This window comes from Alishewanella sp. HH-ZS (assembly GCF_001704375.1).
Classification (GTDB): Bacteria; Pseudomonadota; Gammaproteobacteria; order Enterobacterales; family Alteromonadaceae; genus Alishewanella; species Alishewanella aestuarii.
In genome coordinates this window covers 18,390-45,003 of the sequence record NZ_LZEJ01000017.1, presented here as the reverse complement: position 1 = coordinate 45,003, position 26,614 = coordinate 18,390, and the positions used below count along the sequence as shown (strand labels likewise).

Annotated in this window: 25 protein-coding genes; all 25 read right to left on the bottom strand. The window is 47.5% G+C overall.

What is annotated here, in order from left to right:
* Positions 1-4: 4 nt before the first annotated feature.
* The 25 genes from A9165_RS08560 to mnmG all read right to left on the bottom strand — a co-directional run bounded on the left by A9165_RS08560 (position 5) and on the right by mnmG (position 26,323).
* Complete coding sequence (locus A9165_RS08560) at positions 5-1,234, bottom strand: efflux RND transporter periplasmic adaptor subunit (RefSeq protein ID WP_065955568.1); 1,230 nt, start codon at positions 1,232-1,234, stop codon at positions 5-7.
* 14 nt (positions 1,235-1,248) lie between these two features.
* Positions 1,249-3,363 carry a peptidase domain-containing ABC transporter gene (locus A9165_RS08555; protein ID WP_008606232.1) on the bottom strand — a complete coding sequence of 705 codons (2,115 nt, stop codon included), beginning with the start codon at positions 3,361-3,363 and terminating at the stop codon, positions 1,249-1,251.
* On the bottom strand, positions 3,360-4,070 hold the full coding sequence (locus tag A9165_RS08550) for a hypothetical protein (RefSeq protein WP_008606231.1): 711 nt from the start codon (positions 4,068-4,070) through the stop codon (positions 3,360-3,362). Before A9165_RS08550 ends, A9165_RS08555 begins: the two co-directional genes overlap by 4 nt.
* An 88-nt stretch (positions 4,071-4,158) precedes the next feature.
* Positions 4,159-4,338, bottom strand: a complete 180-nt coding sequence (locus tag A9165_RS08545; RefSeq protein WP_008606230.1) for a hypothetical protein — start codon at positions 4,336-4,338, stop codon at positions 4,159-4,161.
* A gap of 111 nt (positions 4,339-4,449) precedes the next feature.
* A complete protein-coding gene (locus tag A9165_RS17190; RefSeq protein WP_008606229.1) occupies positions 4,450-5,079 on the bottom strand; it encodes a helix-turn-helix transcriptional regulator in 630 nt (209 codons plus the stop codon).
* Between the two features lie 15 nt (positions 5,080-5,094).
* Positions 5,095-5,229, bottom strand: a complete 135-nt coding sequence (locus A9165_RS17105) for a hypothetical protein (RefSeq protein ID WP_255365676.1) — start codon at positions 5,227-5,229, stop codon at positions 5,095-5,097.
* Positions 5,230-5,318: 89 nt separating this feature from the next.
* Positions 5,319-7,487, bottom strand: a complete 2,169-nt coding sequence (locus A9165_RS08535; RefSeq protein WP_065955567.1) for a winged helix-turn-helix domain-containing protein — start codon at positions 7,485-7,487, stop codon at positions 5,319-5,321.
* Positions 7,488-7,549: 62 nt separating this feature from the next.
* A complete protein-coding gene (locus A9165_RS08530) occupies positions 7,550-9,958 on the bottom strand; it encodes a prolyl oligopeptidase family serine peptidase (protein WP_141686141.1) in 2,409 nt (802 codons plus the stop codon).
* Positions 9,939-10,964, bottom strand: coding sequence for a radical SAM protein (locus tag A9165_RS08525; RefSeq protein ID WP_008606226.1), 1,026 nt, complete (start codon positions 10,962-10,964; stop codon positions 9,939-9,941). The genes A9165_RS08530 and A9165_RS08525 overlap by 20 nt, the downstream gene beginning before the upstream one ends.
* An 84-nt stretch (positions 10,965-11,048) precedes the next feature.
* Positions 11,049-11,237: a hypothetical protein gene (locus A9165_RS08520; protein ID WP_008606225.1), complete on the bottom strand. Its 189-nt coding sequence runs from the start codon at positions 11,235-11,237 to the stop codon at positions 11,049-11,051.
* 211 nt (positions 11,238-11,448) lie between these two features.
* Positions 11,449-12,813, bottom strand: a complete 1,365-nt coding sequence (gene glmU, locus A9165_RS08515) for a bifunctional UDP-N-acetylglucosamine diphosphorylase/glucosamine-1-phosphate N-acetyltransferase GlmU (protein ID WP_065955566.1) — start codon at positions 12,811-12,813, stop codon at positions 11,449-11,451.
* 116 nt (positions 12,814-12,929) lie between these two features.
* Positions 12,930-14,873: a S9 family peptidase gene (locus tag A9165_RS08510; RefSeq protein WP_065955565.1), complete on the bottom strand. Its 1,944-nt coding sequence runs from the start codon at positions 14,871-14,873 to the stop codon at positions 12,930-12,932.
* Between the two features lie 149 nt (positions 14,874-15,022).
* Entirely contained in the window at positions 15,023-15,439 is a 417-nt protein-coding gene (locus A9165_RS08505) for a F0F1 ATP synthase subunit epsilon (protein WP_008606222.1), read from the bottom strand.
* 22 nt (positions 15,440-15,461) lie between these two features.
* Positions 15,462-16,847: a F0F1 ATP synthase subunit beta gene (gene atpD / locus A9165_RS08500; protein WP_008950593.1), complete on the bottom strand. Its 1,386-nt coding sequence runs from the start codon at positions 16,845-16,847 to the stop codon at positions 15,462-15,464.
* Between the two features lie 32 nt (positions 16,848-16,879).
* Positions 16,880-17,743, bottom strand: coding sequence for a F0F1 ATP synthase subunit gamma (gene atpG, locus A9165_RS08495; protein ID WP_008950594.1), 864 nt, complete (start codon positions 17,741-17,743; stop codon positions 16,880-16,882).
* Positions 17,744-17,797: 54 nt separating this feature from the next.
* Positions 17,798-19,339 (bottom strand): F0F1 ATP synthase subunit alpha, encoded by a 1,542-nt coding sequence (gene atpA / locus A9165_RS08490; protein WP_008950595.1) that lies wholly within the window; start codon positions 19,337-19,339, stop codon positions 17,798-17,800.
* Between the two features lie 14 nt (positions 19,340-19,353).
* A complete protein-coding gene (gene atpH / locus A9165_RS08485) occupies positions 19,354-19,887 on the bottom strand; it encodes a F0F1 ATP synthase subunit delta (RefSeq protein WP_008606217.1) in 534 nt (177 codons plus the stop codon).
* A gap of 12 nt (positions 19,888-19,899) precedes the next feature.
* Entirely contained in the window at positions 19,900-20,370 is a 471-nt protein-coding gene (gene atpF, locus A9165_RS08480; protein WP_008950596.1) for a F0F1 ATP synthase subunit B, read from the bottom strand.
* Positions 20,371-20,409: 39 nt separating this feature from the next.
* On the bottom strand, positions 20,410-20,652 hold the full coding sequence (atpE, locus tag A9165_RS08475) for a F0F1 ATP synthase subunit C (RefSeq protein WP_008606215.1): 243 nt from the start codon (positions 20,650-20,652) through the stop codon (positions 20,410-20,412).
* Positions 20,653-20,695: 43 nt separating this feature from the next.
* On the bottom strand, positions 20,696-21,538 hold the full coding sequence (gene atpB / locus A9165_RS08470; RefSeq protein ID WP_008950597.1) for a F0F1 ATP synthase subunit A: 843 nt from the start codon (positions 21,536-21,538) through the stop codon (positions 20,696-20,698).
* Between the two features lie 14 nt (positions 21,539-21,552).
* Positions 21,553-21,927 (bottom strand): ATP synthase subunit I, encoded by a 375-nt coding sequence (locus A9165_RS08465; RefSeq protein ID WP_008950598.1) that lies wholly within the window; start codon positions 21,925-21,927, stop codon positions 21,553-21,555.
* Between the two features lie 133 nt (positions 21,928-22,060).
* Positions 22,061-22,936: a ParB/RepB/Spo0J family partition protein gene (locus tag A9165_RS08460; protein WP_008606210.1), complete on the bottom strand. Its 876-nt coding sequence runs from the start codon at positions 22,934-22,936 to the stop codon at positions 22,061-22,063.
* 25 nt (positions 22,937-22,961) lie between these two features.
* The gene (locus A9165_RS08455) at positions 22,962-23,759 is read right to left on the bottom strand and encodes a ParA family protein (protein ID WP_008950599.1); all 798 of its coding nucleotides are present in this window, start codon (positions 23,757-23,759) and stop codon (positions 22,962-22,964) included.
* 31 nt (positions 23,760-23,790) lie between these two features.
* Entirely contained in the window at positions 23,791-24,417 is a 627-nt protein-coding gene (rsmG, locus tag A9165_RS08450) for a 16S rRNA (guanine(527)-N(7))-methyltransferase RsmG (RefSeq protein ID WP_008606208.1), read from the bottom strand.
* A gap of 16 nt (positions 24,418-24,433) precedes the next feature.
* Positions 24,434-26,323 (bottom strand): tRNA uridine-5-carboxymethylaminomethyl(34) synthesis enzyme MnmG, encoded by a 1,890-nt coding sequence (mnmG, locus tag A9165_RS08445; protein WP_065955564.1) that lies wholly within the window; start codon positions 26,321-26,323, stop codon positions 24,434-24,436.
* Positions 26,324-26,614 lie beyond the last annotated feature (291 nt).

The window sequence follows — 26,614 nt, the reverse complement described above, 5'->3', positions numbered from 1 at the left end:
ATCCTTACTGAGTCAGTTTCAGTTGCCGCACACTGCTATCAAGCTGCAGATCGCTGATAATAATACGGTCGCCCGGGTTTAAGCCCGACACCACTTCTATTTGCTGGCCAGAAGCCTTACCAAATTGCACCGGCACCCTGCTGGCCACTTGTTTAGCATCCAGCTTAAACAGCTCGACCTGCGCATCTTCCGCCACCCCAACCGGACGATCGACAAAGCTGACCTGACCACGGCTTTGGCCATGAATGCGCGCATCCACCATCTGCATCGGCCGGATATCAGCGGATAATTGCTCGGGCAATAAAATATCCACCTGCACAGCGCCATCGGCTACTACAGGATCTATCCGCACCACCTGGCCGGTAATAATGCCATGGCGGGTATCGACTTCAGCGCTGGCACCTGCCTGCAACAACCTTACCTGCATTTGCGGCACTTTCACCTCCGCCACCAAAGGCGACAAGCTGCCGACCAGCGCCAGTTGGTCGCCAACATTGACGCTCTGGCCCAAACTGACCGGCAAGCGCTGCAGCACACCGGCCAAACCAGCCCGCACCACCAGTTGCTGTAGCTGATAGGTCGCATTGGCCAGCTCGGCCTCTGCCTGCTGAATATCTTCCTGCTGGATCAATAAATACTGCTGATGCACTTCCTGCAGGGTGGTGAGCTTTTGCTGCTCCAACTGATAACGCTCGGCCAATTGCTCGGCCCGGGCCCGGCTACGTCTGGCATCCATGCCAGAGATAATGCCAGCTGCGGCCAGCGGCGCTTCGGCTTCAACTTGCAAAGCGGCCAGCTCCGCGTCGGATTTCAGCTCAGCCAGACGCGAGCTTTGCTCCAGAATTTCGCGCTGCTGCTCCAGCGCCAGCCGTCGGCTGTTGCTGCGCTTGTTGTGCAAATTTGCCAGCGCCTGTTGGGCGGCAATTTCCAGGGCAGGGTTTTTTAACGTCAGGATCACCGTATCCGGCTCGACCACGGCACCCGGGCGCAGCTTGATTTCATCCACCGTCGCCATGCTGCTGGCAGTCAACAAACGCTGATTTTGCGATTGCAAGCTACCATAGCCGGTCACCCGCTGGGTAAAGTCGCCACTTTGCACCGTCGCCACGCTGACACTGGATGCACTGAGATAGTGCAGCCCACCGGCAAAACCGATGCTCCAGCCGCTAATTAGCAGCAAAACCGATAGCAGGCCAATCCCACAGTAGACCAGTTTACTTATGTTTTTCTTCATTCTTTATCCTGCCTTTATGCGCTTTGTGCATTAGGGGTATTGCTGATTAACTCAGTCAGGTCAATCACTCTATCTGCCGCCTCTATAGTTTCCTTGCGATGGGCGACGCTGATCCGAGTCATCTTCTTTTGTTTCAGATACTCATTAACGCGTTGTTCGCTTAAGCTATCCAGGTGACTGGTTGCTTCGTCCAGAAACAGAATCTTAGGTTGAGCGTAAAATGCTCTTGCCAACAAAATACGTTGTTTTTGCCCACCGGATAAAGCACTGCCAAGATCGCCAACCTGAGTGTGTAATCCCATCGGCATTGCCTGGACTTCGTCCCAAATGGCAGCCCCTTGTAGGGCCTCTTTGACCAATTCAAGAATTGGCGATGGCTCAAAAAAGGTAATATTTTCCAGCAAAGAACCATTTAATAATTGATCATTTTGCATCACTGTAGCGCTGTAACTGCGAAATTGCCTGAAGCCCAAAGACTTTAATGGCATGCCATCCAGCAACAAGTCCCCTTGCTGCGGCTGTATTAAACCCGTCATAATTTTTAGTAGCGTCGATTTTCCGAGCCCGGAGCGGCCAACAATAGCGACCGACTCTCCCGCATCAACTTTAAAGCTCAGCCCCTGATACAACCAGGGCGTACTGTCACTGTAACGAAAGTGCAAATTTTTGACTTCCAAAGCGCCTGCGACTTGAGAGGGTTGCAACGCAATGTTGGCTTGATCCTGCTCCGGTTGCTGCAATACGATATCTGACATCCGGCGCAAATAAGTGCCTGCAATCCGAAAGCGGAAAATATTATCTACCAGAGACTGTGCGCTGTCGGCAAACTGCTGGCGATAAGCCAGGTAAGCCAGAAACATGCCAAGGCTAAGAGCCCCATCAATGATAAAGTGCGCACCAATTAACACGATAACCAGATACTCAACCCGTCCAAGCGCATTTTGTGTTATATCGCTGGCTATGGTGATCTTTTCACGTTGAATGCTGGCATTTAGCGTATCGGCATAAAAGTTCATCCAACTGGATAACCGGCTATTTTCCTTAGCAAAGCTTTTGATCGGCATAATGGCCCGAATGGTTTCAATAAAATGGCTGTTTTCCCGGGCATGCTTACTAAGTTGCTGCTCCAGATGTTCGTTTTCCTTACTGGTCAGGAAAAAACGTATCAAATATAGGGCCACTAAAAAGCCAACAGAGACCAGTGCCAGAGCCTTGTTGTAGTGGAACATTATCAGTAGGGTGGTGATACTGAGCAAACCATCCACCACAGCCGTAATAAAGCCACGACTAATCAGACGTTGCACTTCATTAAAGGCTTCAAACCGTGACTTAATATCCCCAACATGGCGGCTTTCAAAAAAGCTAAGCGGTAAGTGCAACAAATGGCGCTGAATGTTGGCTTTGATTTGAAAACTCAGGTTTTTATCCAGGTACATAATGGCGGCAGAGCGAATAATTTGCGCTAAAACCGACAATACCAGTACCAAAGAAAAGCCAATAAAAACAGACCACAGCAAGCTGGCCTGGCCGGAGTTTATGCCCTGGTCAATCACCACCCGTATGTAATAGGGCGACACCAGAAATAGCCCCTGCAACAGCAAGGCAATGACAAAAATTTTCCCTAGTGAAGACCAGAGCCCATCCACTTTGCCGATAAAGTGACGCAACGGTACCCGAACTCGTTCATCTTTACGCTCAAAGCCGGCGGAAGGAACCAGCTCAATAACAATGCCGGTAAAGCTTTCGGATACCTGATTCCAGTCCAGTGTCAGCCGTCCTTTCGCCGGATCATGAATGGTGATGCCCTTACCACTAACCTTGGCCAAAGTCACAAAGTGGTTGAAGTTCCAGTGTAAAATGGCCGGTTTTTTTACTTTCGCCAGTTGGCCTAAATCCAGCTTCAGTACCCGAGCAGATAAACCTAGCTCATCGGCAATTTGCACGATTTGCTTTACGGTCACACCATGCAAACCAGCCGGGTACTTCTGCCGCATTGCCAGCATATTGGTTTTAAAACCATGATAATAAGCGACCATCGCAATACATGTGATACCGCATTCGGCAACCTCACTTTGCAAATAAACCGGTAGCTGCTGGTTTCTAAACTGTATATAGTCGGAGAGGTTCATGCTCCTTCCTTACGCAGCAAAGCAAAAAAATTGTTCCGTTTCACACTAAGCTCCAACCGAACGGCCGCTGACGGATGCAAAACCCCTACATCGTAGGCAGACTGCAACTGAATGCCGATATTGATTCTGCCTTGCTGAAAAGGTCCAATGACTGAGTGGACCTTGCCACTGGCCTGGTGATGCCCAGATGTTAATTTCACCCATTGCCCCGGCTTCAATTGTTTGGCTTTTGCGCCAGTTAATGTAAAGAAAAAAAGATGATCTTCATTCGTGCGCAAAATTTTGGCAATGGGCTGAAATGGCTGCGCGGACGTTCCAGCATTGATTACCGAAAAGTAAACCCCGGTTTCACTGGCACTCATCAGATCCACTTGCTCACGGCGGCTAACACCATCAAAGGTCCGGACCTGAGTAATGACCTGCTCACGGTTAACACGGCTTCCATCCGGATGCAAATGCCGCTCAACCACAACTGGGGTTGGCGACACAACAGGAAAGTAGTTGGATTCATGCGCTTCAAGGCTTAGACGCTCAGTGCTTACAAAGGGGTAAACAACCGCCAAACTCATCAACAGACACACGGCAATCACCATAATCAGCAAGGCTTTATCAAGTAGCAATGGCTGCTGGATAACAGACTCACCAAATTCCTGTGATTTATACTGGTGCCGAAGCGCCTCTTTGCGAAAGAGTTTCTGATAAGACATCAAGCTTATCCTCTATATAAACTAGTACTTTCAATCATCAGTCATGCTTCTCTGGTTGTCACCTGTCAAATGTTTCAGCACCTAGTTGTTAATACATTGAGCTACTTACAGGACTCTCTTCCAACTCAATGTAAATCTCGTCCGGGTTAAGAAAGCCGCCAACAATTTTGTCCAGTTCATCTAAGGCAGTAACTTCAATAAAGCCTTCCAGGGTTGTAGTGGCCATTACTGGCTGTGCCGGTGTTACCGGTTTTAATAAATCGTTCATTGTGTACCTCTATATAACCTTGTTAGTTGCAATAAACTCTGCCCACAAGCATCCGTTATCGCCAGCAGCAGGCCATGTTTTTTTTGTTGCTAAAAAATAACTTTGGATAAATCACAATATATTCATGCAATTACGAACAAGCTGTTGTCGGTTGCAGCTACCCGTTTTTTGCATGCTATTGCTTAGATGGAAGTTGACTGTCCGTTCGGTAATACCAAGGATCTTGCTGATTTCCCACGAGGTTTTGCCTTGGGCTGCCCAGTGGACACATTCAACTTCACGCGGGGTTAATTGAAAATCAACTACAACGCCATCGTCCGTAATACGGCGATAAGTGTTGTAGATATAAGAGGCAATGACCTGCCAGAACCAAGCTAGCTTTTGTGCAAGCTTGGGCTCGATGCTTTGCTTGGCAAAGCCAAGCATTAAGCAGGCATGATCGGGGCGCGTTGCCATAATAGGAACCAGCAGGCTGGTCTGCGGAAAAATCGCTTTACTGAATTCATCTGCGCCAGACCAGGAAGGTTTACAACACTGATTTACCTGCTTTAATACCGCCAGGGTAAGTTGTTGTTTTACCTCTTCAGGCGCATCCCCCATATAGACAGTGTTGCAACTATGAACCATTAAACAGCACCAGTCGATATGGGATAATTCACTAAACTGAATTAAATAGCGCTCCAACTGCCGCAGAGTTTTAATCTGCTCCAATTCAACCAGAATTTTCTCTAAGAAGCTCATATGCCCCCCGATGTATTATTCGTTTTTGCAAGTATTATTGATCCAACACCAAGATAGAGGCGAAACGGCTTTATCATCATCGTTTGGAGTATTTTCAACCAACAATACTGAAGGCAATATCAATAAAAATGCGAATATCATTTCTTTCATAGCGAGGCTCCTTTTTGTAATGAGCACACGATAAATAAGAAAAGGAACCGAGGGGATAACGAAAAACCAGCTTTACTGTGGTGAAATTATTACTTTTTAGAAAGGCTTGGAAAATCAACGTGATAGAGATTAGAATTACGAGATCTTAAACTATAACCCAGCACATGACTACCATTTTGGTTGATGGCAAAACGAGGCCGCATTTTTTCATAAGTAAAACGGCGTTGCTGAAACTCTCCATTGTCCAAATCCAGTTGATTTAACCATGTGGAGACTAAATCGAAATCACTCCAAATCAGTTTTTGCTGCTTAACATACCAGCGGCTGATAAATTCGGTGTTAATACTGTGACCAAGGGATTTTAGCTGACGCAACTCCTGATCCAGCAGATACAAGTCTCCCTTGCCGGTCGCAGCAATAAATCCCTTTGGCGTTTCACGTATTGAGCGATACCCTTTAACAAGCAGGTGACTGCGCTGACTAGCGCGATCAAACTGGTACAGCTCCCATTCCCCGGCAATTAACTGGCCGTAATAGACATGAGAGCCATCCAGCGAAAAAGCGGCATGGCTATCAAGAAAGCTTTGTGAAGTCGATACTAGATCAACCCCGCTCATATTCAGATCCAGCACTATGAGTTGCTGCCCTGCTTGCAACAGCAATGCATTCTGTGCGGGATGATGCTCTAAAATCTCTATATGTTTATCTGTTACAAAAAGAACTTCTTTATTGCTGTTTAATGGAGCATAGTTAACCAACATCCGCTGGTCTTGCTGTCGTATAACACCAAAATAGCCCTGATTGATACCGGCATAATGGAGCATCCGCAAAGCATGGGGCACGTTGACAATCCTCTCCGTAGAAAACTCAGACTCAAGCGCTAACTCGTAAAACACGGGCTCTGACAAGGATTGGTTTCGTAGTATGAGTAACTTTTGCCCTGATCCAGCAAGTGTAAAATCTTCGATTTTTTCCTCAGCATGTTCCATGATAACCCGCTGCCTATTCGATGTCAGTTCAACTAAAACTAACCCCTGCGTATCATCAAGAAAAATAAGCGACTCATCATCCTGCCATTCCAAGCGGTTAATAGAGTTAGTGGTTTGTTCTGAGTACAAAATCTGTTTTGATTGAAGATCCTGCACCTCCAGCCGAAATTCCACACCATTGATAAGTACAGCGCTAGCCAACCTGCGACCTGAGGGTGAATAAGTTGACCGATAAATATGCTCGGTAACACTACTTCGAGCCCGCAACAGCTGTAGCTGTTCAGCGCCAGCATCCCAACGATATAGCTTCAGAGTGCTGTATATATCATCAGTGGCATTAATTAACCAGTCGCCTTTCTCCCTCCCTAAACCCAAGTGGGATATAAGGGGAAAATCTATCACCATGTCTTCACCCACAAGCTGCATATTATTATCCAACTGCAAACGGTAGATAGAGGAGTTTCCTACTACCAGATCAACAAGCAGCAGTGAATGGTTATCCTCAAATACTAGGAAGCTAGGCTGTTGGGTAGTTATTGATAAAAGGCGAATATCGCGGTTTTGGCGATCCATCAGGTAAACTTGCCACGGCTCACTCTGATTTGGCCGACCAATAAATGCCAAGTAGGCGCCATCTGGGGACACTGCCAAACCACGTTTTTCTCCAGCGATGGTTGGGATAAGCTGACTTGATAACGGCGGCTCGTCAAATAATGGGGTATCTTGCTGCCCCTGCAATATAAACCACAGGAGAGCCGCACCAACCAAAAGCAGAAATGCCAGAGAGGGCACTCTACCTGAGCGGATAGGGATACTAGCTGACTGTTGAAGTACGTCAGCATAACCACCTGACGCTTGTAACAGATCAAGCTCGACTTCAACTCCTGTAGGTGTGGCAGATTCCGTCGGTGCCGTACTGACAACATCAGCAATATAACAAACCAGTTTGTAACCGCGCTTTGATAGTGATTTGATGTATTTAGGTTCATCAATACTGCTATCGCCAAGCAGGTTTCGCAGCTTTTTAATGGTACCCCGGACTGCCGTATCGCTTACCACACGCCCAGCCCAAACATGCTCGTGTAATTCTTGTAGGCTGACATAACGGTCCTGGTGAATCAGCAGGAACGCTAAGAGCTCCAGAACCTTAGGCTCAGCTTCCAACTCTGTTTCGCCCCAATACAGCAAATTACTGCTGCTATCGAAAATAAACTCACCAAGGATAACCTTAGACATAAAATCCAAATAAACACATACATTTAACAGCATTATTACCTGCTAAAACTTACAGGGCAAGTGAATTATCTGGATTTGATATTAGTGCCTGCTTTTCAATCAAGCTGGGCGCATTGTCTTAACCAAGCCGATTGAGCAATAAGCATCTGTTCAATGGTTTCACGATAGCGGTAAGCGTGCCGCTCTTTATTAAGCAATAATAGCTTCGCTTGCACTTGCTGTGCTTGCAGGGCTTGAAACATCATCTCAGATTGCAATGCCGCAGTACCTGGGTTTTCGTCGGCCGAACCGTGGATCAGCAATACAGGGGTTGTTACTTTATCTGCATGGAAAAAGGGTGACAGCTGCTGGTACAAATCGGGAGCCTGCCACAAGGTTCTTTTTTCACCCTGAAATCCTAGGGGAGTTAATGAGCGATTATAAGCACCACTGCGGGCTATGGCGCAACGAAAATCGCTACGCTCAGTTAGCAGACTGACTGCGCTGAAGGCACCATAGGAGTGCCCCATCAACACCAAACGGTTCCTATCAATACGGCCCGTACTCTCTAAAGCTGCTATCAAGGCATCTATATTTAGTTGCTGTTGCTGCCTAAAGGTATCATTCGGCTCTTGCCCATCTTGCCGAATGATCGGAGCCTGACTGGCATCAACAACAGCATAACCATCCAACAGTGCAACTAAGGGCCCCATGGGATCTACAGGCTGAAAAAGTGATTGCCGGGATGGTTTTGGCTGTTGCTGATGGGTGTGGTATTCACGGGGGTAGAGCCAAATTACCGCGGGTAATAATTGATCGACCGCCTTTTCTGGCAAAAATAGCTGGCTGTATAACTGCACACCGTCAGCACGCTGAAACTCCAATAACAGAGGTTCAGGCGTTGCTATAAGCGCATCAGAGTGCCAGTCATAAATCAGTTGCTCTGCTGCACTGCCATGGCTTAACCAGAGTGAAGGTGCCCGCTGTGCAGACTCCTTAGTTAGTAGAAGCCATTCTTTATCATCTTGCATTCTAAGGTAAAGCGGTGCTCTGCGTTGCTGTTGGTCACTGCTTGCAAAAACAATCTGCTGCTCCATTGACTCAGCATCCAGCCTCACCAGATAAGCTCCATCTCCCCAACGGTTTTGGCCATCGGCCTGAAAATAAATTGCTTGCGCCTTATTAGTTACCAACTGCGTTCTTCCATCTGGTAACAACTGGCTGACAAGTTCACCGGGAAATTCAGCACTATTGGTATAATCATAGTGCAGCAATAAGCGTTGAGGTTTGTCTGCGGCACCTAATAGCAGATCCCAATATCTAAGCTGCTTGAGGCCAGAATGAAAATCACTGTAAAGTAGGCGTCCACCCTCTGTAAGATGCAATTGATGCAAGCGCCAGCTGGTTTTAAACAACTCTTCTGGCGATGCAGTAAAGGGTGCCGCTAAGGTAAACACAGCGTCTCGATAGCTTGCATCAACAGCATGCCCGCGCAGCTCTATGCCTTCGGCCCAAATTAAAGTAGCTGGTTGATCAGGCCGCCACTGCACTAGGCGCGCCCCCTCGGCGGCGGCATCCGGCTCCCTGGCGCGCACCAGATCTGTCTGCAGCTTGGGTAACACTGCACTAATGTTTCCCGTTGCGATGTCAACAACTTGATACTCCCGCGCCAGACGATTAAAACGGATCCCTGGTTGCACTTCATCGGAAATATGTTGCACCAGTAAATAGCGACCGTCCGGTGAAATACTGATCGACTCAAGCAACAGCTCTGCTGTCAAGGATCGTACTTCGCCGTTTTTGCTAAGCAAAACAGCTTGCTGTCGCAGTAAAGCAGAAAACTTTTGCCGGTTAAAATCGGTATCAAGGGTATTACGATACACTCGCGTCTGAACCGACTGAGTATCCGCAATTTGCAGGGTAGCTGCTGGCGTTAAGGTATCAACAGGTTGCATTCTGCTGTGCCGCAGAATGACGTTTTGACTATCAGGCAACCAAACAATTGATGGTGCCTCTAATTGACCGGATACGGCTATATCCGACCAGAGCTCAGGCTGTTGTTGAGACAGTTGAAAGTGCCAGATATCCAAAGCATTCGCAGCAACGCCAACAAAAGCAACATTTTTGGAGTCTGGCGACCAACGCGCATCGCGGATATTCCGCTCAGGTATCCTCAGCTCTTTGCTTTGCCCGGTGCTGATATGGATCAGTTTTACCTTGTCTGTTACAAAACTGCCGGACTCTAAGGGGCGATCAACGTAAAACTCACGACCCAGCAGCTCGATCCGCCCTTCGTTGCTTTCGCTGTAAATGGATGGGTATGCAGCACCCGATGCCATCATTACCCATTGCTGATCCGGCGATAACCGCATCCAGCTTGGGCCAACATCCGTCATCAATCGGTGATAATCAAACTGAGCCAAGCTATCAGTTTGATAGGATGCTACCTCTGCTCTAGCCAGGCTAAAAGCAAAAAAAGTTTGCAGGCAGGCAAAGCACAACCAGCTACGCCACCTGAATGACATTGATATCCCCGACTGTCACGTTCTTTTTTTCAGGATGCGCATTGAAATAACTTAATGGGCAACCTAAGCGCCATTTATCCAGTGTGTCAAAGCCACTTATCCAGCTACCTATTTTTTGATGTTGAATCGTTAAAGTACCATCTTCATTGATACGTCCTATCTGATTGATGTCATCTTTCAATGCAACAGTGCATTTATTAAGATTCCCATCAGCTCGTATCGCAAGGGAGTTAGGCTTGGATGCGTAGCAAATATAGTTTGACTGCTCACTATCACTACCATAATAACGAGCATTTAATTCGGCAACAAAATTTTTCGAGCTTTTTTTAGCAATAAGTTTTTGAACCCTATCCTGATTTCCGCCAAGGTTCTCGATCGCTTTAAAAAACAATGAAAACCTTGTATCTGCGGCAAGATGTTTATCATACAACTTAAGAAAACGTTCAACTCCATCTTGATTCAGATCTGTTACATGAACTCGCAGCGTAATAATAAAATCGAGTTCAGTTTTTGATGCGTCAATTAATCGCTGCCATATTTTTTCAAAGCTTCCTCGCTGGTTCTTTGTAATGCGTGTCTTATTATGCGCTTCTTCATCACCATCAATAGAAATTTGGAATTTATTTTGTCGAAGTGCCACTAACCTTGTTAAGGTTTTTATATCCAACAAAGAGCCGTTAGTAGTCAAATCTCCCTGCAATTTACAACTATACTTCTCACATAAATCATAAGCATATTCTGCTATATCAAATAATATTTTCTTAGCAACCAGAGGCTCACCACCAAACCAAGACAAGTTTAGACTTTTGAGATTTTTAACCTTACTGGACAATAAAATTTTAACAGCATCAACTAACCACTGAGGCATGTTACCAATTTCAAAGTCTTCATAACAATACACACATCGGAAATTACACTCTTCTGTTGGAAACAATATCAAATGAAATCTATCATTTCTTAATGAAGAAGCTAGTTTTTTCCTATCAAAGCCACTGATCAATTCCACACAAAACCTCCGCAACAACAAAAGTTATCAGGCCAAACAAAAATATAGGCCTGATAAAATTCAGTCCACAATATACAAAGTGAGCTATTGAACTTCTGAAGCTTCTTTTTTTATAATGACACACCCTTTATTTACTTCGACACATCCCCTATTGCTAGCCTCATCATCATCTAAATCTTCAGGGTTGACACCGCCAGCAATCTCATTCAGAACTTCGTCATTAATTTTAATGTCACCATATTCATCTAAAGATATTTTTTTATCTTCTCTCATATATCACCTCAAATGTAAGTTAATTTAGAATTGCAGCCATAAGATGCAATTAAAGATTAACCGAAGAGATAGAAATTAAAACCTGTCAGATAATACAGGGAGCTATAACTTTAAAGGAAAGAAGGTAAAAGAGATGATCGTTTTATGAAACATTTCATTTTGAAACGGTGAATGCCAAGTGCGATGCACCTGACATTCGATGTTGAAAGGACTATTTCGTTAACTTCACCGGCCGTTGCCAGTCTGCAATATGCCGCTGCTTAGCACGAGCAACCACAAGCTCGCCGTCTGCGGCATCGCGGGTAAGTACTGAGCCGGCACCGACAGTGGCATTCACACCAACTGTCACGGGTGCTACTAACGAACTGTTCGAACCAATAAAGGCACCGTCTTTAATGGTGGTAACAAATTTATTCGCGCCATCATAGTTACAGGTAATGGTACCGGCACCAACATTAACCTTGCTACCAATTACCGCATCACCCAAGTAAGTTAAGTGGTTAGCTTTAGAGCCTTTACCCAGGGTGGTTTTCTTCATCTCGACAAAATTACCGACATGGCTGTCATCCTGCATTACTGAATCAGGCCGCAGCCGGGCATAAGGGCCAACCGAGCAATCGCTGCCGACAGTGGCTTGTTCAATCATCGAGTTGGGTTTAACTTCGGTGTTATCGCCAATAGTGCAGTCTTTCAGAATACAGTTGGCACCAATGGTCACGCCTTTACCCAGCACGACTTTACCTTCGAAAATTACGTTAATATCGATCATTACATCGTTACCCACCTCAACCGTACCACGCACATCAATGCGCGCCGGATCGCGCAGGTTAGCGCCAGCCAGCATTAATTCCTCGGCTTGGCGTTGCTGATAGGCGCGCTCTAAGGCGGCTAACTGCACGCGGTTATTGGCACCCTCGACTTCCATCGGGTTTTGCGGCTGAGCAGTGGCTATTTCAACACCTTCACTATGCGCCATGGCAATCACGTCAGTTAAGTAATACTCGCCCTGGGCATTACTATTCGATAACCGGCTCAGCCAGCCTTTTAGCTGTTTACCCGGCAGCGCCATAATGCCGCTGTTAACTTCTTGAATTTTCAGTCGTTCTGGCGAAGCATCTTTTTGCTCGACAATACCGACGACCTTGCCGTTTTCGCGCACAATACGGCCATAGCCGGTTGGGTTCGGCAGATTAACGGTAAGAATGGCTAAACCGTTAGCCGGTTTTGCTGCCAGCAGTTGCTGCAGGGTTTCCAGCCGGGTTAACGGCACATCACCATACAGTACTAATACGGTATCTTCGTCAGCGATATTCGGGATGGCTTGCGCCACTGCATGGCCGGTACCCAGCTGTTCGGCCTGTAATACCCAATGCAGTGGTTGCCCGCCCATGGCCGCTTTTAACGCCTCGGCGCCATAACCATACACCAGCTGCGGTTTAGCGGCGCCCAGCGCGCGGGCAGTATCAATCACATGCTGCACCATTGGCCGCTCGGCCACCTTGTGCAATACCTTAGGTAAATCCGATTTCATCCGTGTGCCTTTACCGGCGGCTAAAATGACGACATTTAAACCCATAATAACGATCCTGTTGTGTAAGATGCCGGTATTTTAACAAGGATAGGCTGCGATGTAAGCCAACCCTCAGAAAAAAGGGAGCCTGCCGGCTCCCTCTTTATAGCAGCTATCGCTGGTTAATTGGCGGCACGGCCGTCACCAATATACTTATCGAAAAAGGCTAACATCTTTTGCCAGCGCTCGACGTTATTTTCCGGCTTGTAAAAGCCATGGCCTTCTTTTTCTTTAACCAACCACTCAAACGGGTGATTGCGCTTTTCCAGCTCGGCCCGTAAACGCTCGGCATGAATAATAGGCACCCGCTGATCTTCCTTACCGTGGATAATAAATACCGGTGCTTTAAGCTTGTCTAAGTGCTTGATCGGTGACTGGGCATCAAGCCGCTCTTTATCATGGCCAATCGCCATTTCCAGATAGTTAATCCCGCTTTTGCGTTGTGGAATATCACCATCGGTGTACATCAGATTCAAATCAAAGACCCCAACAAAACCGACAGTACATTTATATAAGTCCGGCTCCCGCACCGCACTCATTAAAGCAGCATACCCACCGTAAGAGCCACCATAGGCACATACCCGGCTTTGGTCGACGATACCCTGTTTGACCAGATGTAACACGCCATCGGTCATATCATCAATCATTGTCGTGCCCCAATTCAGATAGCCGGCCTGTAAAAAGCTGCGGCCAAAACCACCCGAACCACGGAAGTTAGGCTGTAAAACAGCATAACCGTGTTGCGCTAAAACCTTAGCATCACTGTCGTAATCCAGGTAGTCGCGAGGACCATGCGGGCCACCATGCGGTAACATAATCAGCGGTAGATTTTTGGCTTCTTTGTTGTTGGGTAAGGTTAGGATGGCGTGAATATCCAGGCCGTCACGACTCTTATAAAAAATCGCCTGGGTTTGCGCCAACTGCTCAGCTTTAAGCCAGGGACTGGCATTAAGCAAATAACTTAATTGCTTATTTTTTAGATCATAGATATAAAATTCCACTGGGTGGTTGGCAGAGCGCACCGAAAGTATTGCCAGACTATTGTCACGGGTGCCTGACGTAATGCCTATCCGACGGCCGGGAAAGACTGCACGCAATCCTTGCAAATGCGTACTGAACTCCTGACTTTGTACATCGGCAAAAAACACTTCATCATAAATATCATAATCATAGGCAGCACCTATGACTTCATTAACCAGGCCATTTCGGACACTATAAATTGGCGCAACATCGACTTTAGGATGGTGAGCAATGATTTCTTCCTGACCCGTTTCAGGATTAAAAATGCTGATTGCCTGAGTATCAGTCTGAGTGTCACTTAAACCCAGGATGCGGACATTATCAGCCATAAAACGTAGCGGAATAAAACTGCCATCACGTTGACCATAGCGACGTAAGGTTTGCCACTCGCTACGCTCGTCTTTGCGATACATCATCACCATTTCATTATCGTTATTCTGATCAACACCAACCGCAATACGTGCTACACCATTGCCATCTGTGATCATATCCGACGAGCGCATCGGCGCCCGCGCAATCTGCCGGGTACGTCCGTTATCGATATTTAGCCGCTTAATTAAGCTAAAAGAGCCCACCCTATTTGGCGTAGCGCTGACGATCAGCACAAAGTTATCTTCCGCCGGCAGATAGTTAATAACGACCGCCGGATCTTTATCGTTATCCGCCCGATAACCGGTTAACATCCGCGGATTAGAGCCATCAGCATTAACCGCAAAAATTTCACCGGTTGGCACAGGGGTTTCCAGCGAGCCGATGTCCCGTACCAGATTAATCAAAATCCGTTCAGCATTAGCCCAGTTAATGGCGCCAATCGAATCCTTTCCGGTAAAGTGACGAACACTAAGGATTTTATTAGTTTTAATATCAATAACCTGCAGGTAAATATTACCTTCATCGCTGCGCGTGGTTGCAGCCAGATATTTACCGGTTGGCGAGATCTTTATCTCCAGAAACTGAGCCTGTCTGGCGTAATCTTCCAGGGTCAGGGTTTGAGCCGCTACACCAAACTGGCATAGCATAAACAGTGCGGCTATTAGCAGGCGCATGGTGAGTTTTCCTGTTTTGTTATTATCGAATGCGTAGCCGTTTTACTATAAGGAGGTTTACTGCTTGGTACAAGTTGTAACAGGGCCGTTACAAAGAATTTTTTGATATAAAAAAACCACCCGCAGGTGGTTTTTTAAACTCGCAAGACTTATTTCTTCCGCATTTTCTGAATAACGCGCAGCTGGGCAATGGCTTCCGCCAGTTGTGCCGCAGCCTCAGCGTAATTAAAGTCAGCGCTGGCATGCTGCATGGCTTCTTCAGCACGTTTTTGTGCGTCTAAAGCAGCCTGCTCATCTAAGTCTTCGCCACGTACCGCTACATCGGCCAGCACTGTAATGTTGTCGGGTTGTACTTCTAATACACCACCAGCAACATAAATCAGATGCTCTTCGCCAAACTGCTTCACGATACGGACCATGCCAGGTTTCAGGGTGGTCAGTAAAGGGGCGTGAAAGGGTAACACACCCAACTCGCCCTCACTGCCTGTGACCTGCACGGATTCGACAAGGCCGGAGAAGATTTTTTCTTCGGCACTTACTACATCCAGTTGCACTGTCATCGCCATCTCGCTCTCCTAAAGCCTGAACTTACAGTTTCTTCGCTTTTTCGATCGCTTCGTCGATTGAACCAACCATGTAGAAAGCCTGCTCTGGCATATGGTCATATTCACCGGCCAGGATGCCTTTAAAGCCACGGATAGTTTCTTTCAGCGGCACGTACTTACCTGGTGAGCCAGTGAATACTTCAGCAACGAAGAATGGCTGTGACAGGAAGCGCTGAATTTTACGCGCCCGGTATACAGTAGTACGGTCTTCATCAGACAGTTCATCCATACCCAGAATGGCGATAATATCTTTCAGCTCTTTGTAACGCTGCAGTACTGTTTGTACGCCACGCGCCACTTCATAGTGCTCTTTACCGATAACCAGTGGGTCTAACTGACGAGAGGTAGAGTCCAGTGGGTCGATCGCCGGGTAAATACCCAGTGACGCAATGTTACGGCTTAATACAACGGTCGCATCTAAGTGCGAGAACGTCGTTGCCGGTGACGGGTCAGTTAAGTCATCCGCAGGTACGTAAACGGCCTGGATTGACGTGATAGAACCGGTCTTAGTTGAGGTGATACGCTCTTGCAGTACACCCATCTCTTCCGCCAGCGTTGGCTGATAACCTACTGCTGAAGGCATACGGCCTAACAGTGCAGATACTTCAGTACCGGCCAGAGTATAACGGTAGATGTTGTCAACGAAGAACAGAACATCACGGCCTTCATCCCGGAACTTTTCTGCCATGGTTAAGCCGGTTAAGGCTACGCGCAGACGGTTTCCTGGTGGCTCGTTCATCTGACCATACACTAACGATACTTTATCCAGTACGTTAGAGTCTTTCATCTCGTGATAGAAGTCGTTACCTTCACGGGTACGCTCACCTACACCGGCGAATACTGAATAGCCGCTATGCTCGATCGCGATGTTCCGGATCAGCTCCATCATGTTTACAGTTTTACCTACACCGGCACCACCGAACAGACCAACTTTACCACCCTTGGCGAACGGACATACCAAGTCGATAACCTTGATACCCGTTTCCAGCAGGGCGTTTGAAGCTGCCTGATCTTCGTAGCTTGGTGCAGCGCGGTGGATTGACCAACGCTCTTCTTCACCGATTGGGCCAGCTTCGTCGATTGGCTCACCCAGAACGTTCATAATACGGCCCAGCGTGGCTTTACCCACCGGAACCTGAATTGCTTTACCAGTATTGGTAACTGAAGTGCCACGACGTAAACCGTCAGTAGAACCCAGCGCGATTGCACGCACCGTACCGCCACCCAGCTGCTGCTGAACTTCCAGCACCAGACCTTGCAGGTCACCGTCGGTAACGTTTAACGCGTCATAGATACCAGGTACCGCGTCTTGTGGAAAATCGATATCCACAACGGCGCCAATGATTTGGACGACCTTACCTTGACTCATGATGTTTCCTCAATTTTGCAAAACTCTTTACCTTAGCCTACAGCAGCCGCGCCCGCGACGATTTCACTGAGCTCTTGGGTAATCGCAGCCTGACGTGCCTTGTTGTAAACCAACTTCAGGTCATCCATCAGGTTTCCGGCGTTATCGGTTGCGGCCTTCATCGCCACCATCCGTGCTGCCTGTTCACTGGCAGAATTTTCTACAACGCCTTGGTACACTTGCGATTCAATATAACGAGACAGCAACATATCCAGGATAGGTTTTGGATCCGGCTCGTAAATATAATCCCAGCTGTGCTCACGCTTCGCGAGGTCTGTTTTTGGCAGAGGTAACAGTTGATCGATCACTGGCTCTTGCTTCATGGTGTTAACAAACTTGTTGTACACCAGGAATAAGCGGTCAATCCGGCCTTCGTCAAATGCTTTCAGCATGACCTGTACCGAACCAATCACGTCCGCCAGCCGTGGTACATCACCTGAACCGGCCTGGGCAGCTACTACCTTACCACCAAACCGCTTAAAGAACGCCGCAGCCTTGTTACCAATGATGGCAAATTCGGTATCCACGCCTTTTTCTTTCCAGCTTTTCAGCTCAATAGCAACTTTCTTAAACTCGTTGGTGTTCAGGCCACCGCAAAGACCACGGTCGGTTGAAATAACGATGTAACCAACCCGCTTAACTTCGCGCTCCGCTAAATACGGATGGCGATATTCCAGCGAGCCTTGTGCCACGTTACCGATCACTTTGCGCATACCTTCAGCGTATGGGCGAGTTGCAGCCACGCGGTCCTGCGCTTTGCGCATTTTACTGACCGCAACTTTTTCCATAGCACTGGTGATCTTGCGAGTATTGTTAATACTCCCGATCTTACTTTTTATCTCTTTACCACCGGCCATGACTGTATCTCCGATTTATTCAACGAATGGGGTGGCACAGGCCACCCACATTGCTTACCAGGTCTGCGTTGCCTTGAATTTCTCAATAGCGGCTTTAAACGTAGACTCGATTTGGTCGTTGTAGTTACCGGTTTTGTCGATCTCAGCCATCAGCTCAGCGTGTTCGGCTTTCATAAAGGCAATCAAACCGGCTTCAAAGTCCAGGACTTTAGCCACGTCGACGTCTTTCATAAAACCTTTTTCGATAGCGAAAATAGACACGCCCATCTCAGCAACTGACATCGGGCTGTACTGCAGCTGTTTCATCAGCTCAGTAACCTTCTGACCGTGCTCTAACTGGGCACGGGTTGCATCATCCAGGTCAGAGGCGAACTGCGCGAACGCAGCCAGTTCTGAGTACTGGGCCAGGGCCAGACGGATACCGCCACCCAGCTTTTTGATGATCTTAGTTTGGGCTGCACCACCTACCCGTGATACCGAAATACCGGCGTTAACCGCTGGACGGATACCGGCGTTGAACAAGTCAGTTTCTAAGAAGATCTGACCGTCAGTAATCGAAATTACGTTAGTAGGTACGAACGCAGAAACGTCACCGGCTTGGGTTTCGATAATTGGCAGCGCGGTTAATGAACCGGTTTTACCTGTTACCGCACCTTTGGTGTAGCGCTCTACGTAGTCAGCATTAACGCGTGATGCGCGCTCCAGCAGACGAGAGTGAAGATAGAATACGTCACCTGGGTAAGCTTCACGGCCTGGTGGACGACGTAACAGTAACGAGATCTGACGGTAAGCTACAGCTTGCTTCGACAGGTCATCGTATACGATCAGAGCGTCTTGACCGTTGTCACGGAAGTATTCACCCATGGTACAGCCAGAGTAGGGTGCCAGGAACTGCAGGGCAGCAGCTTCAGACGCTGACGCAACCACAACGATAGTGTGGGCCAGGGCGCCGTGCTCTTCCAGCTTACGTACTACGTTAGCGATGGTAGAAGCCTTTTGACCTACAGCGACATAAACACACTTAACGCCTGTACCTTTCTGGTTGATGATGGCATCGATCGCCAGTGCCGTTTTACCGGTCTGACGGTCACCGATCAACAATTCACGTTGACCACGGCCGATTGGAATCATCGCATCAACCGATTTGTAACCGGTTTGCATTGGCTGGTCTACCGATTGACGGTCGATTACGCCCGGTGCAATCTTTTCTACCGGCTCATAGCCAGCAGCATCGATTGGGCCTTTACCATCAATAGGGGCACCCAGCGTATTTACTACGCGGCCTAACAGACCAGGACCTACTGGAACTTCCAGGATCCGGCCAGTGCTTTTAACTTTAGTGCCTTCCGTCAGATCCGCATACGGACCCATTACTACCGCGCCCACTGAGTTACGTTCTAAGTTCAGTGCGATAGCATAACGGCTGCCAGGAAGCTCAATCATCTCGCCTTGCATACAGTCTGCCAGGCCATTGATGCGAATGATACCGTCAGTTACCTGAACGATAGTACCTTCATTACGAGCTTCGCTGACCACATCAAACTGAGCAATACGTTGTTTGATCAGTTCGGATATTTCAGTGGAATTCAGTTGCATACTCTATTCCCCAATTAGGACTGTAGCGCGGTAACAAGACGATCCAATTTACCTCGGACCGTACCATCAATAACCATGTCACCCGCTTTAATTATCATACCGCTCACGACTGAAGCATCTACACTGCAAAGTAATTTAACTTTACGATCAAGACGTTTAGACAACGCCGCAACAAGTTTTTCTTGTTGCGCTGCATTCAATTCAGTGCCAGACGTGACTTCTACAACTGCTTCACGCTCATATTCACTTTTCAGTTCAGTGAATCTAGCAAACACTGCTGGTAAAGCGAGCAATCTCTGATTTTCAGCCATTACATGAATTAGATTATGGGCAGCACTGTCTAAGTACTCACCACAAATTTCCTTCATAAGCTCAGCTTGAGCAGTTGCGGTAGTGTTGCTACGCAAGAAGGCAACCATATTAGCGTCGCTTGCAACTTCTGCTGCAAAGGCTAACATCTGTTGCCAAGCGGCTAGAGTATTCTGTTCAACAGCATACTCAAAAGCCGCCTTTGCATAAGGACGAGCAATATTCGTCATATCAGACATAGCCCGCTCCTATTACAATTCCTGAACCAATTTTTCCAAAATGTCGCTGTGAGCAGCGTCATCAATTTCGCGTTGCAGAATGCGTTCAGCACCTGCTACCGCCAGAGAGGCAACTTGTTTACGCAATTCTTCGCGTAAACGGCTACGGTCCGCTTCAACTTCAGCACGAGCTTGTTCAAGAATTTGCTCACGCTCAGCATTGGCTTTGGCAACCGCTTCATCAATCATCTTGCTTTCACGCTTACGCGCTTGTTCGATAATGGCTGAAGCCTGTTCTTTTGCCTCACGCAGATATTCTTTAGCTTTATCTTGCGCTAAGTGCAGATCTTTTTCTGCACGATCAGTCGCGGCTAAACCATCTGCTATTTTTTTCTGGCGCTCTTCAATCGCTGCATTGATTGGTGGCCACACAAATTTCAGTGTAAACCACACAAATACGGCCATTGCAATCGACTGACCTAATAGGGTTGCGTTAATATCCACAACGAGCCTCCTTAAAAATTACGTTATTGGGGACTCAAATTAACCTACGAACGGGTTTGCGAATAACAGTAATAAGGCAACACCAACGCCGATCATAGAGATCGCATCGATCAGACCTGCAAGGATGAACATTTTAGTTTGTAACTGTGGAGCCATTTCTGGTTGACGAGCAGAAGCTTCCAGAAAACGGCCACCCATTAAGGCGAAACCAATTGCAGTACCGATGGCAGCAGTAGACAGGATAATGGCTACAGCGAACAAGGTTGCGATTTCAATTGTCATGTTGTATCTCCAAGTTTAATGTTAAAGGTTAAAACAAAAATTATTAATGCTTTTCTGCTGCCATGCTCAAGTAAACTATCGTGAGCATCATAAAGATAAAGGCTTGTAAAACAATTACTAAGATATGGAACACAGCCCATACAAAGTGTAACGGTAATTGTGCTAAGCCTACTAAAGCGATAAGTAAGAAAATAACTTCGCCAGCATATAGGTTTCCGAATAAACGTAAACCTAAGGAAATGGGCTTAGCCAATAAGGTTACTAACTCTAATACTAGGTTAAAAGGAATTAACGACCAGTGATTAAATGGTGTAAAAGATAATTCTTTGGCAAAACCACCTAAACCTTTGTAATAGATTGAGTAACCAAGAATTAGAATAAATACGCCTAGAGCTAAACCTAAGGTGATATTCACGTCTGTCGTAGGAGCAATTTTCATGTAGCTCCACTTATGTGCCATAATTTGCTCTAAAAAGCTGTAATCAGCAGCATATTCAGGTAAACCCGGAGTGTAAAACATCACACCGAAGAAACCCGCGACAACTGGAAACCAATCCACTGGTACTAGTTTCATCAGGTTCATTAAGAATATCCACATGAAGATAGTTAATGCGATAGGTGCTATTAACTTGTCTTTTACATGAAAGGTTTCCTTAACGTTTTTGCCGACGAACTCAACGATCATCTCTACAAAACATTGGAATTTACCAGGTACACCTGCAGTAGCCCGACGGCCCACCCAAGCGAATGAAATAATAAATATCGTACCTAGGATAATTGACCATCCAAGTGAACCAACGTTGACGGCCCAAAAGCCTTCACCGATAGTTAAATCACTAAGGTGGTGATTAATATACCCTTGGACGGAAATGTTGCTATCAGCCATTTTTCATCCTAACTTTAATGTTTAAAAAAAACTGCTGCGGACCATTGCGCCACGGTTGCTAAGCTAAAGCCAATGATAAAAGCACTGGCTGCAACCTCTTGTTTTAATACAATGACAAACAAGACAATGGTTAAAATAAGTTTAAACGAATGCCCTTTTACCAGAGCCATTTTCGCTTGTTGTGCGTTGCTCAGTGCAAATTTGCTAAAGGCAATCAACGCAAAAACTAAATTTGTTACTGCTGCAATAATACCACCTTTCAAGGCAGATAAAGCAGCGAGAGCATCACTGTATAACGCAAAAAGCAGAGCCGCAAAAGCCGCTACAACAAATTGAAAAAGGACTAGCTTGTAAGCAGCAAGTCTAACTTGTTGCGGTTCTGGTTGCATTACAACTCCAGTTTCACAATTTGCCATTTAATCAGGGCAAAAAAACTGCGGCAAGTATACTGAACTGGCCTTGTTTTGCAACAAAAAGCGGCTACAACTATAGTCCTGTCGCTGATTTGTAAACAGAACGCCACTAGTCGTTTTGCTGGGCTTTCAGTTTCTGCAAAATGCCGTCCAGTTCATCCAGACTGTTATAGCTGATCAGTAAACTGCCTTTACCTTTCTTGTTGTAATCAATTTGTACCGGTGCCGCAAAATGTTCACTCAGTTTCAGCTCCAGCGCGGCAACATCCGGATCCTTTTCACGCGGCGTTTTCGCCGGTGCCGGCTCCAGAATGCGGCGCACCAGATTTTCGGTATCGCGCACTGTCAGCTGCTTTGCTGCCACCAATCTGGCAGCGTCAGACTGGGCATCACCGTCCAGTGCTAACAGCGCACGGGCATGCCCCATCTCGATATCGCCATGCTCCAGCAGTAGTTTCACATCGTCGTTTAACTGATTTAGCCGTAACAGATTACTCACTGCGGCGCGGGATTTACCGACCGCATCAGCGACTTGTTGGTGGGTTAATTCAAATTCGGTCAGTAAGCGCTGCAGCGCCACGGCTTCTTCCATGGCGTTCAGATCTTCACGCTGGATATTTTCAATCAGCGCTATGGCGACTGCGGCTTCATCCGGCACATCCTTGATCAAACAAGGCACCTCGGCCAGTTGCGCCAGCTGCGATGCCCGCCAGCGCCGTTCACCGGCAATAATTTCATAGCGGTTTTCAGCCAAGGGCCGCACCACTATCGGTTGGATAACACCCTGGGCTTTAATTGAATTGGCCAGATCTTCCAGCGCATCCTGCGACATATCTTTGCGAGGCTGATATTTACCGGGCTGTAAAAACTCAACCGGGATCTTTTGAAGCTCCGAATGTTCGCGGGCAGGGGCGGCAGCGGCAGGTTTACTGGCAGTCAGCAGCGCATCAAGTCCACGACCTAAACCACGTTTTTTCAAAGACATGCGATTAAATAATCCTTATATGCTGTTACTGAGCGACCGCACCGGCAACAGGCTTTTTCTTTTCGGAACGACGCAGAATTTCACCGGCCAGCGCCAGATATGCTTTGGCACCGGTAGAGCTTTTATCGTAATACATCACCGGCGCGCCAAAACTGGGCGCCTCGGCCAGCCGCACATTACGCGGGATCACCGCGCGGTAGACTTTGTCACCAAAATGCTGCTTTAACTGCTCGGAAACATCGTTGGCGAGCCGGTTGCGCGGATCGTACATGGTGCGCAGTATGCCTTCGATTTTCAGTTCCGGATTAACCACTGAGGCCAGTTTGTTGATGGTATCGACCAGCGCCGTTAAGCCTTCCAGTGCAAAGTATTCGCATTGCATCGGTACTAACACACTGTCAGCGGCTGACATTGCATTCACGGTTAACATATTCAGCGAGGGCGGACAGTCGATAAAAATATAGTCGTAACTGTTTTTGTAAGCTTTCAGGGCGTTACGCAAACGTAATTCGCGGGCAAACACATCCATTAGCCGGACTTCAGCCGCAGTGACATCGGAGTTAGCGCCAACCAGGTGATAGCCGCCGCTGGTGTCTTTTACCACGACTTCCGCCAGCGGTTTTTCATCAATCAGTAATTCATAGGCGGTGGCAGCCAGTTCGTATTTATCAACACCACTGCCCATGGTGGCGTTACCCTGCGGATCCAGATCGATCAACAACACCCGGCGCTTGGTGGCCGCCATTGAGGCAGCCAGATTCACCGCAGTGGTTGTTTTACCCACTCCACCTTTTTGGTTTGCGATTGCGATGACTTTGCCCACGGCTTCCCTCTTGCTGTTCAGACTTTGCTTGCTAGGCTTTGCTCAGCACCACAAGATGCCGCTGCGCATCCAGTTGCGGTACCTGCAACGGATGGATGGCGTCTACTTTAACAAAATCCGGCAAAGCTGCAATTTCTTCTTGCACCGCTGCCCCTTTCATGGCGAAAAAGCGGCCGTCTGGTGTCGGTAAATGCCGGCACCAATTCAGCATATCATTCAAAGAGGCAAATGCCCGGCTGATCACACCGTCATAACCCTGCAGCGGTTGATGATCTTCAACCCGGCTTTGCAGCGGGTGGATATTCTGCAGCTGCAACTGCATTTTCACCTGATTTAAAAATCGGATCCGCTTACCCAGACTATCCAGCAAGGTAAATTGCTTTTCCGGGTAATAGATTGCCAACAACACCCCGGGTAACCCCGGTCCGGTACCGACATCGATAAAATGCTGGCCAATCAGAAAAGGGGCTACTACCAGACTATCCAACACATGTTTGATCAGCATCTCTTCCGGATCCCGGACTGATGTCAGGTTATAGGCGCTATTCCACTTATCTAATAGCGTAACATACTGAATACATTGCGCTAACTGTGTCTCTGATAAGGTTAAATCACTTTGCGCGACCAGAGTGCGCAACCTAGATAACAACTCAGCCATAGATCCTTAATTCCGCTTAAGCGGTTTTACGCAGTAAACCCTGCTTTTTCAGATAAACTAGTAATAACGAAATCGCCGCCGGGGTAATACCGGAGATCCGTGATGCTTGCCCTACCGTCTCCGGCTGGGTTTGATTTAATTTGGTGACCACTTCGTTTGATAACCCTTTTACCTGGCTGTAATCAAACTTAGCCGGTAGCCGCGTTTCTTCATTACGCTGTTGTTTGGCGATCTCATCCTGTTGCCGGTTGATATAGCCTTCGTACTTGATCTGGATCTCAACCTGCTCTGCCGCTACCGGATCCGCCAGTACCGGGCCTAAGCTATCAATGGCCAGTAGCTGCTGATAGGTGACTTCCGGGCGACGGATCAATTCTTCCAGGCTGGCTTCTCGGGTCAGAGGTGTTTTCAGTAACGTATTAACCTCTGCTAAGGCTGGATGTTGCGGATGGATCCAACTTTGCCGTAAGCGCTGCCGCTCCAGTTCGATCTGTTCCATTTTCTGGTTAAAGGCTGTCCAGCGGATATCATCAACCAAGCCCAGTTCGCGGCCCTTGGCAGTTAAGCGGGCATCGGCATTATCTTCACGTAACATCAGCCGGTACTCAGCACGGCTGGTAAACATCCGGTACGGTTCTTTGGTACCCAAGGTGGTCAGATCGTCAACTAGTACGCCGAGATACGCCTGATCGCGGCTGGGTGACCAACCCTCCTGTTCTTTGGCATAGAGGGCGGCATTAACACCAGCCAGCAGACCCTGCGCGCCAGCTTCTTCATAGCCGGTTGTGCCATTGATCTGGCCGGCAAAGAATAATCCTTTAATAAATTTGGTTTCCAGCGTCGCTTTCAGATCGCGTGGATCAAAGAAGTCATACTCAATGGCATAGCCTGGCCGGGTAATGTAGGCATTTTCCATACCCTTGATTGAACGCACGATCGACAGCTGTACATCAAAAGGCAAACTGGTGGAGATACCGTTTGGATACAATTCGTGGGTCGTCAGGCCCTCTGGCTCGATAAAGATCTGATGTTTATCTTTATCAGCAAAACGCATGACCTTATCTTCAATCGATGGGCAATAACGTGGCCCTATGCCTTCAATAACACCGGTATACATAGGTGAGCGATCCAGATTATCGCGGATCACCTGATGCGTCTGTTCGTTGGTGTAGGTAATAAAACAAGGGATTTGTATCGGATGATCGCTTTGCTTGCCTAAAAATGAGAATACCGGAGTAGGGGTATCACCAGGTTGTGCCTGCATCACAGAAAAATCCACGGAACGGGCATCGATTCTGGGTGGGGTACCGGTTTTTAAGCGATCTACCCGAAATGGCAGCTCACGTAAACGTCTGGCCAGGGCGATCGACGGCGGATCACCGGCTCGGCCACCGGCAAACTGCTCTAAACCAATATGGATCTGACCACCTAAAAAGGTGCCGACTGTCAGTACTACTGACTTGGCTTCAAAGCGTAAACCCATTTGGGTAACCACGCCTTTGACCTGATCCTGCTCTACGATCAGATCATCACAGGCTTGCTGGAAGATTTTCAGATTGGGCTGGTTTTCCAGCATTTGGCGAATTGCAGCACGGTATAACTGGCGATCAGCTTGGGCACGGGTGGCTCTGACTGCCGGGCCTTTTGAGCTGTTCAGGGTACGAAACTGGATCCCGCCTTTATCTGCTGCAATGGCCATAGCGCCACCTAAGGCATCAATCTCTTTTACCAGATGGCCTTTACCAATACCGCCAATGGCCGGATTACAGGACATTTGACCCAGGGTTTCAATATTGTGTGTCAGCAATAAGGTAGACAAACCGGTGCGAGCTGCAGCCAGCGCGGCTTCAGTACCTGCATGGCCACCGCCAACGACGATCACATCGAAAGATTCCTGATAGAGCATGCTTGCCTCGATCTGTTACCAATAAAAAATAGGGCACATATTGTAGCCTGATCCGCATCGGAGTGAAATGGCTAAAACCGGATCGGGATCCCGATTAATATATATAGGATCTTTTTAGATCTTTTCTGTTATTACTCTTATTAGCTAAGGGCTTTGCGGTGGATAAGGCATTTTTTATAAAAAGGATCAGTAGCTTATTAAGGATCAGATCCTGTGATCAAGCTTGGATCTGAGCGGGTCTAACCCTTGGATAAGATCCTTACTTATCCACATAGTCGCTTTTAAATAAAG

What these genes read in the sequence shown, in the direction of transcription:
- A9165_RS08560 (WP_065955568.1), bottom strand. Translation starts at nt 1,234, where the DNA reads ATGAAGAAAAACATAAGTAAACTGGTCTACTGTGGGATTGGCCTGCTA.
- atpA (WP_008950595.1), bottom strand. Translation starts at nt 19,339, where the DNA reads ATGCAACTGAATTCCACTGAAATATCCGAACTGATCAAACAACGTATT.
- glmU (WP_065955566.1), bottom strand. Translation starts at nt 12,813, where the DNA reads ATGGGTTTAAATGTCGTCATTTTAGCCGCCGGTAAAGGCACACGGATG.
- rsmG (WP_008606208.1), bottom strand. Translation starts at nt 24,417, where the DNA reads ATGGCTGAGTTGTTATCTAGGTTGCGCACTCTGGTCGCGCAAAGTGAT.
- A9165_RS08545 (WP_008606230.1), bottom strand. Translation starts at nt 4,338, where the DNA reads ATGAACGATTTATTAAAACCGGTAACACCGGCACAGCCAGTAATGGCC.
- A9165_RS17190 (WP_008606229.1), bottom strand. Translation starts at nt 5,079, where the DNA reads ATGAGCTTCTTAGAGAAAATTCTGGTTGAATTGGAGCAGATTAAAACT.
- A9165_RS08530 (WP_141686141.1), bottom strand. Translation starts at nt 9,958, where the DNA reads ATGTCATTCAGGTGGCGTAGCTGGTTGTGCTTTGCCTGCCTGCAAACT.
- mnmG (WP_065955564.1), bottom strand. Translation starts at nt 26,323, where the DNA reads ATGCTCTATCAGGAATCTTTCGATGTGATCGTCGTTGGCGGTGGCCAT.
- atpE (WP_008606215.1), bottom strand. Translation starts at nt 20,652, where the DNA reads ATGACAATTGAAATCGCAACCTTGTTCGCTGTAGCCATTATCCTGTCT.
- atpH (WP_008606217.1), bottom strand. Translation starts at nt 19,887, where the DNA reads ATGTCTGATATGACGAATATTGCTCGTCCTTATGCAAAGGCGGCTTTT.
- A9165_RS08505 (WP_008606222.1), bottom strand. Translation starts at nt 15,439, where the DNA reads ATGGCGATGACAGTGCAACTGGATGTAGTAAGTGCCGAAGAAAAAATC.
- atpD (WP_008950593.1), bottom strand. Translation starts at nt 16,847, where the DNA reads ATGAGTCAAGGTAAGGTCGTCCAAATCATTGGCGCCGTTGTGGATATC.
- A9165_RS08535 (WP_065955567.1), bottom strand. Translation starts at nt 7,487, where the DNA reads ATGCTGTTAAATGTATGTGTTTATTTGGATTTTATGTCTAAGGTTATC.
- A9165_RS08510 (WP_065955565.1), bottom strand. Translation starts at nt 14,873, where the DNA reads ATGCGCCTGCTAATAGCCGCACTGTTTATGCTATGCCAGTTTGGTGTA.
- atpG (WP_008950594.1), bottom strand. Translation starts at nt 17,743, where the DNA reads ATGGCCGGTGGTAAAGAGATAAAAAGTAAGATCGGGAGTATTAACAAT.
- atpB (WP_008950597.1), bottom strand. Translation starts at nt 21,538, where the DNA reads ATGGCTGATAGCAACATTTCCGTCCAAGGGTATATTAATCACCACCTT.
- A9165_RS08465 (WP_008950598.1), bottom strand. Translation starts at nt 21,927, where the DNA reads ATGCAACCAGAACCGCAACAAGTTAGACTTGCTGCTTACAAGCTAGTC.
- A9165_RS08460 (WP_008606210.1), bottom strand. Translation starts at nt 22,936, where the DNA reads ATGTCTTTGAAAAAACGTGGTTTAGGTCGTGGACTTGATGCGCTGCTG.
- A9165_RS08555 (WP_008606232.1), bottom strand. Translation starts at nt 3,363, where the DNA reads ATGAACCTCTCCGACTATATACAGTTTAGAAACCAGCAGCTACCGGTT.
- A9165_RS08550 (WP_008606231.1), bottom strand. Translation starts at nt 4,070, where the DNA reads ATGTCTTATCAGAAACTCTTTCGCAAAGAGGCGCTTCGGCACCAGTAT.
- A9165_RS08520 (WP_008606225.1), bottom strand. Translation starts at nt 11,237, where the DNA reads ATGAGAGAAGATAAAAAAATATCTTTAGATGAATATGGTGACATTAAA.
- A9165_RS17105 (WP_255365676.1), bottom strand. Translation starts at nt 5,229, where the DNA reads ATGAAAGAAATGATATTCGCATTTTTATTGATATTGCCTTCAGTATTG.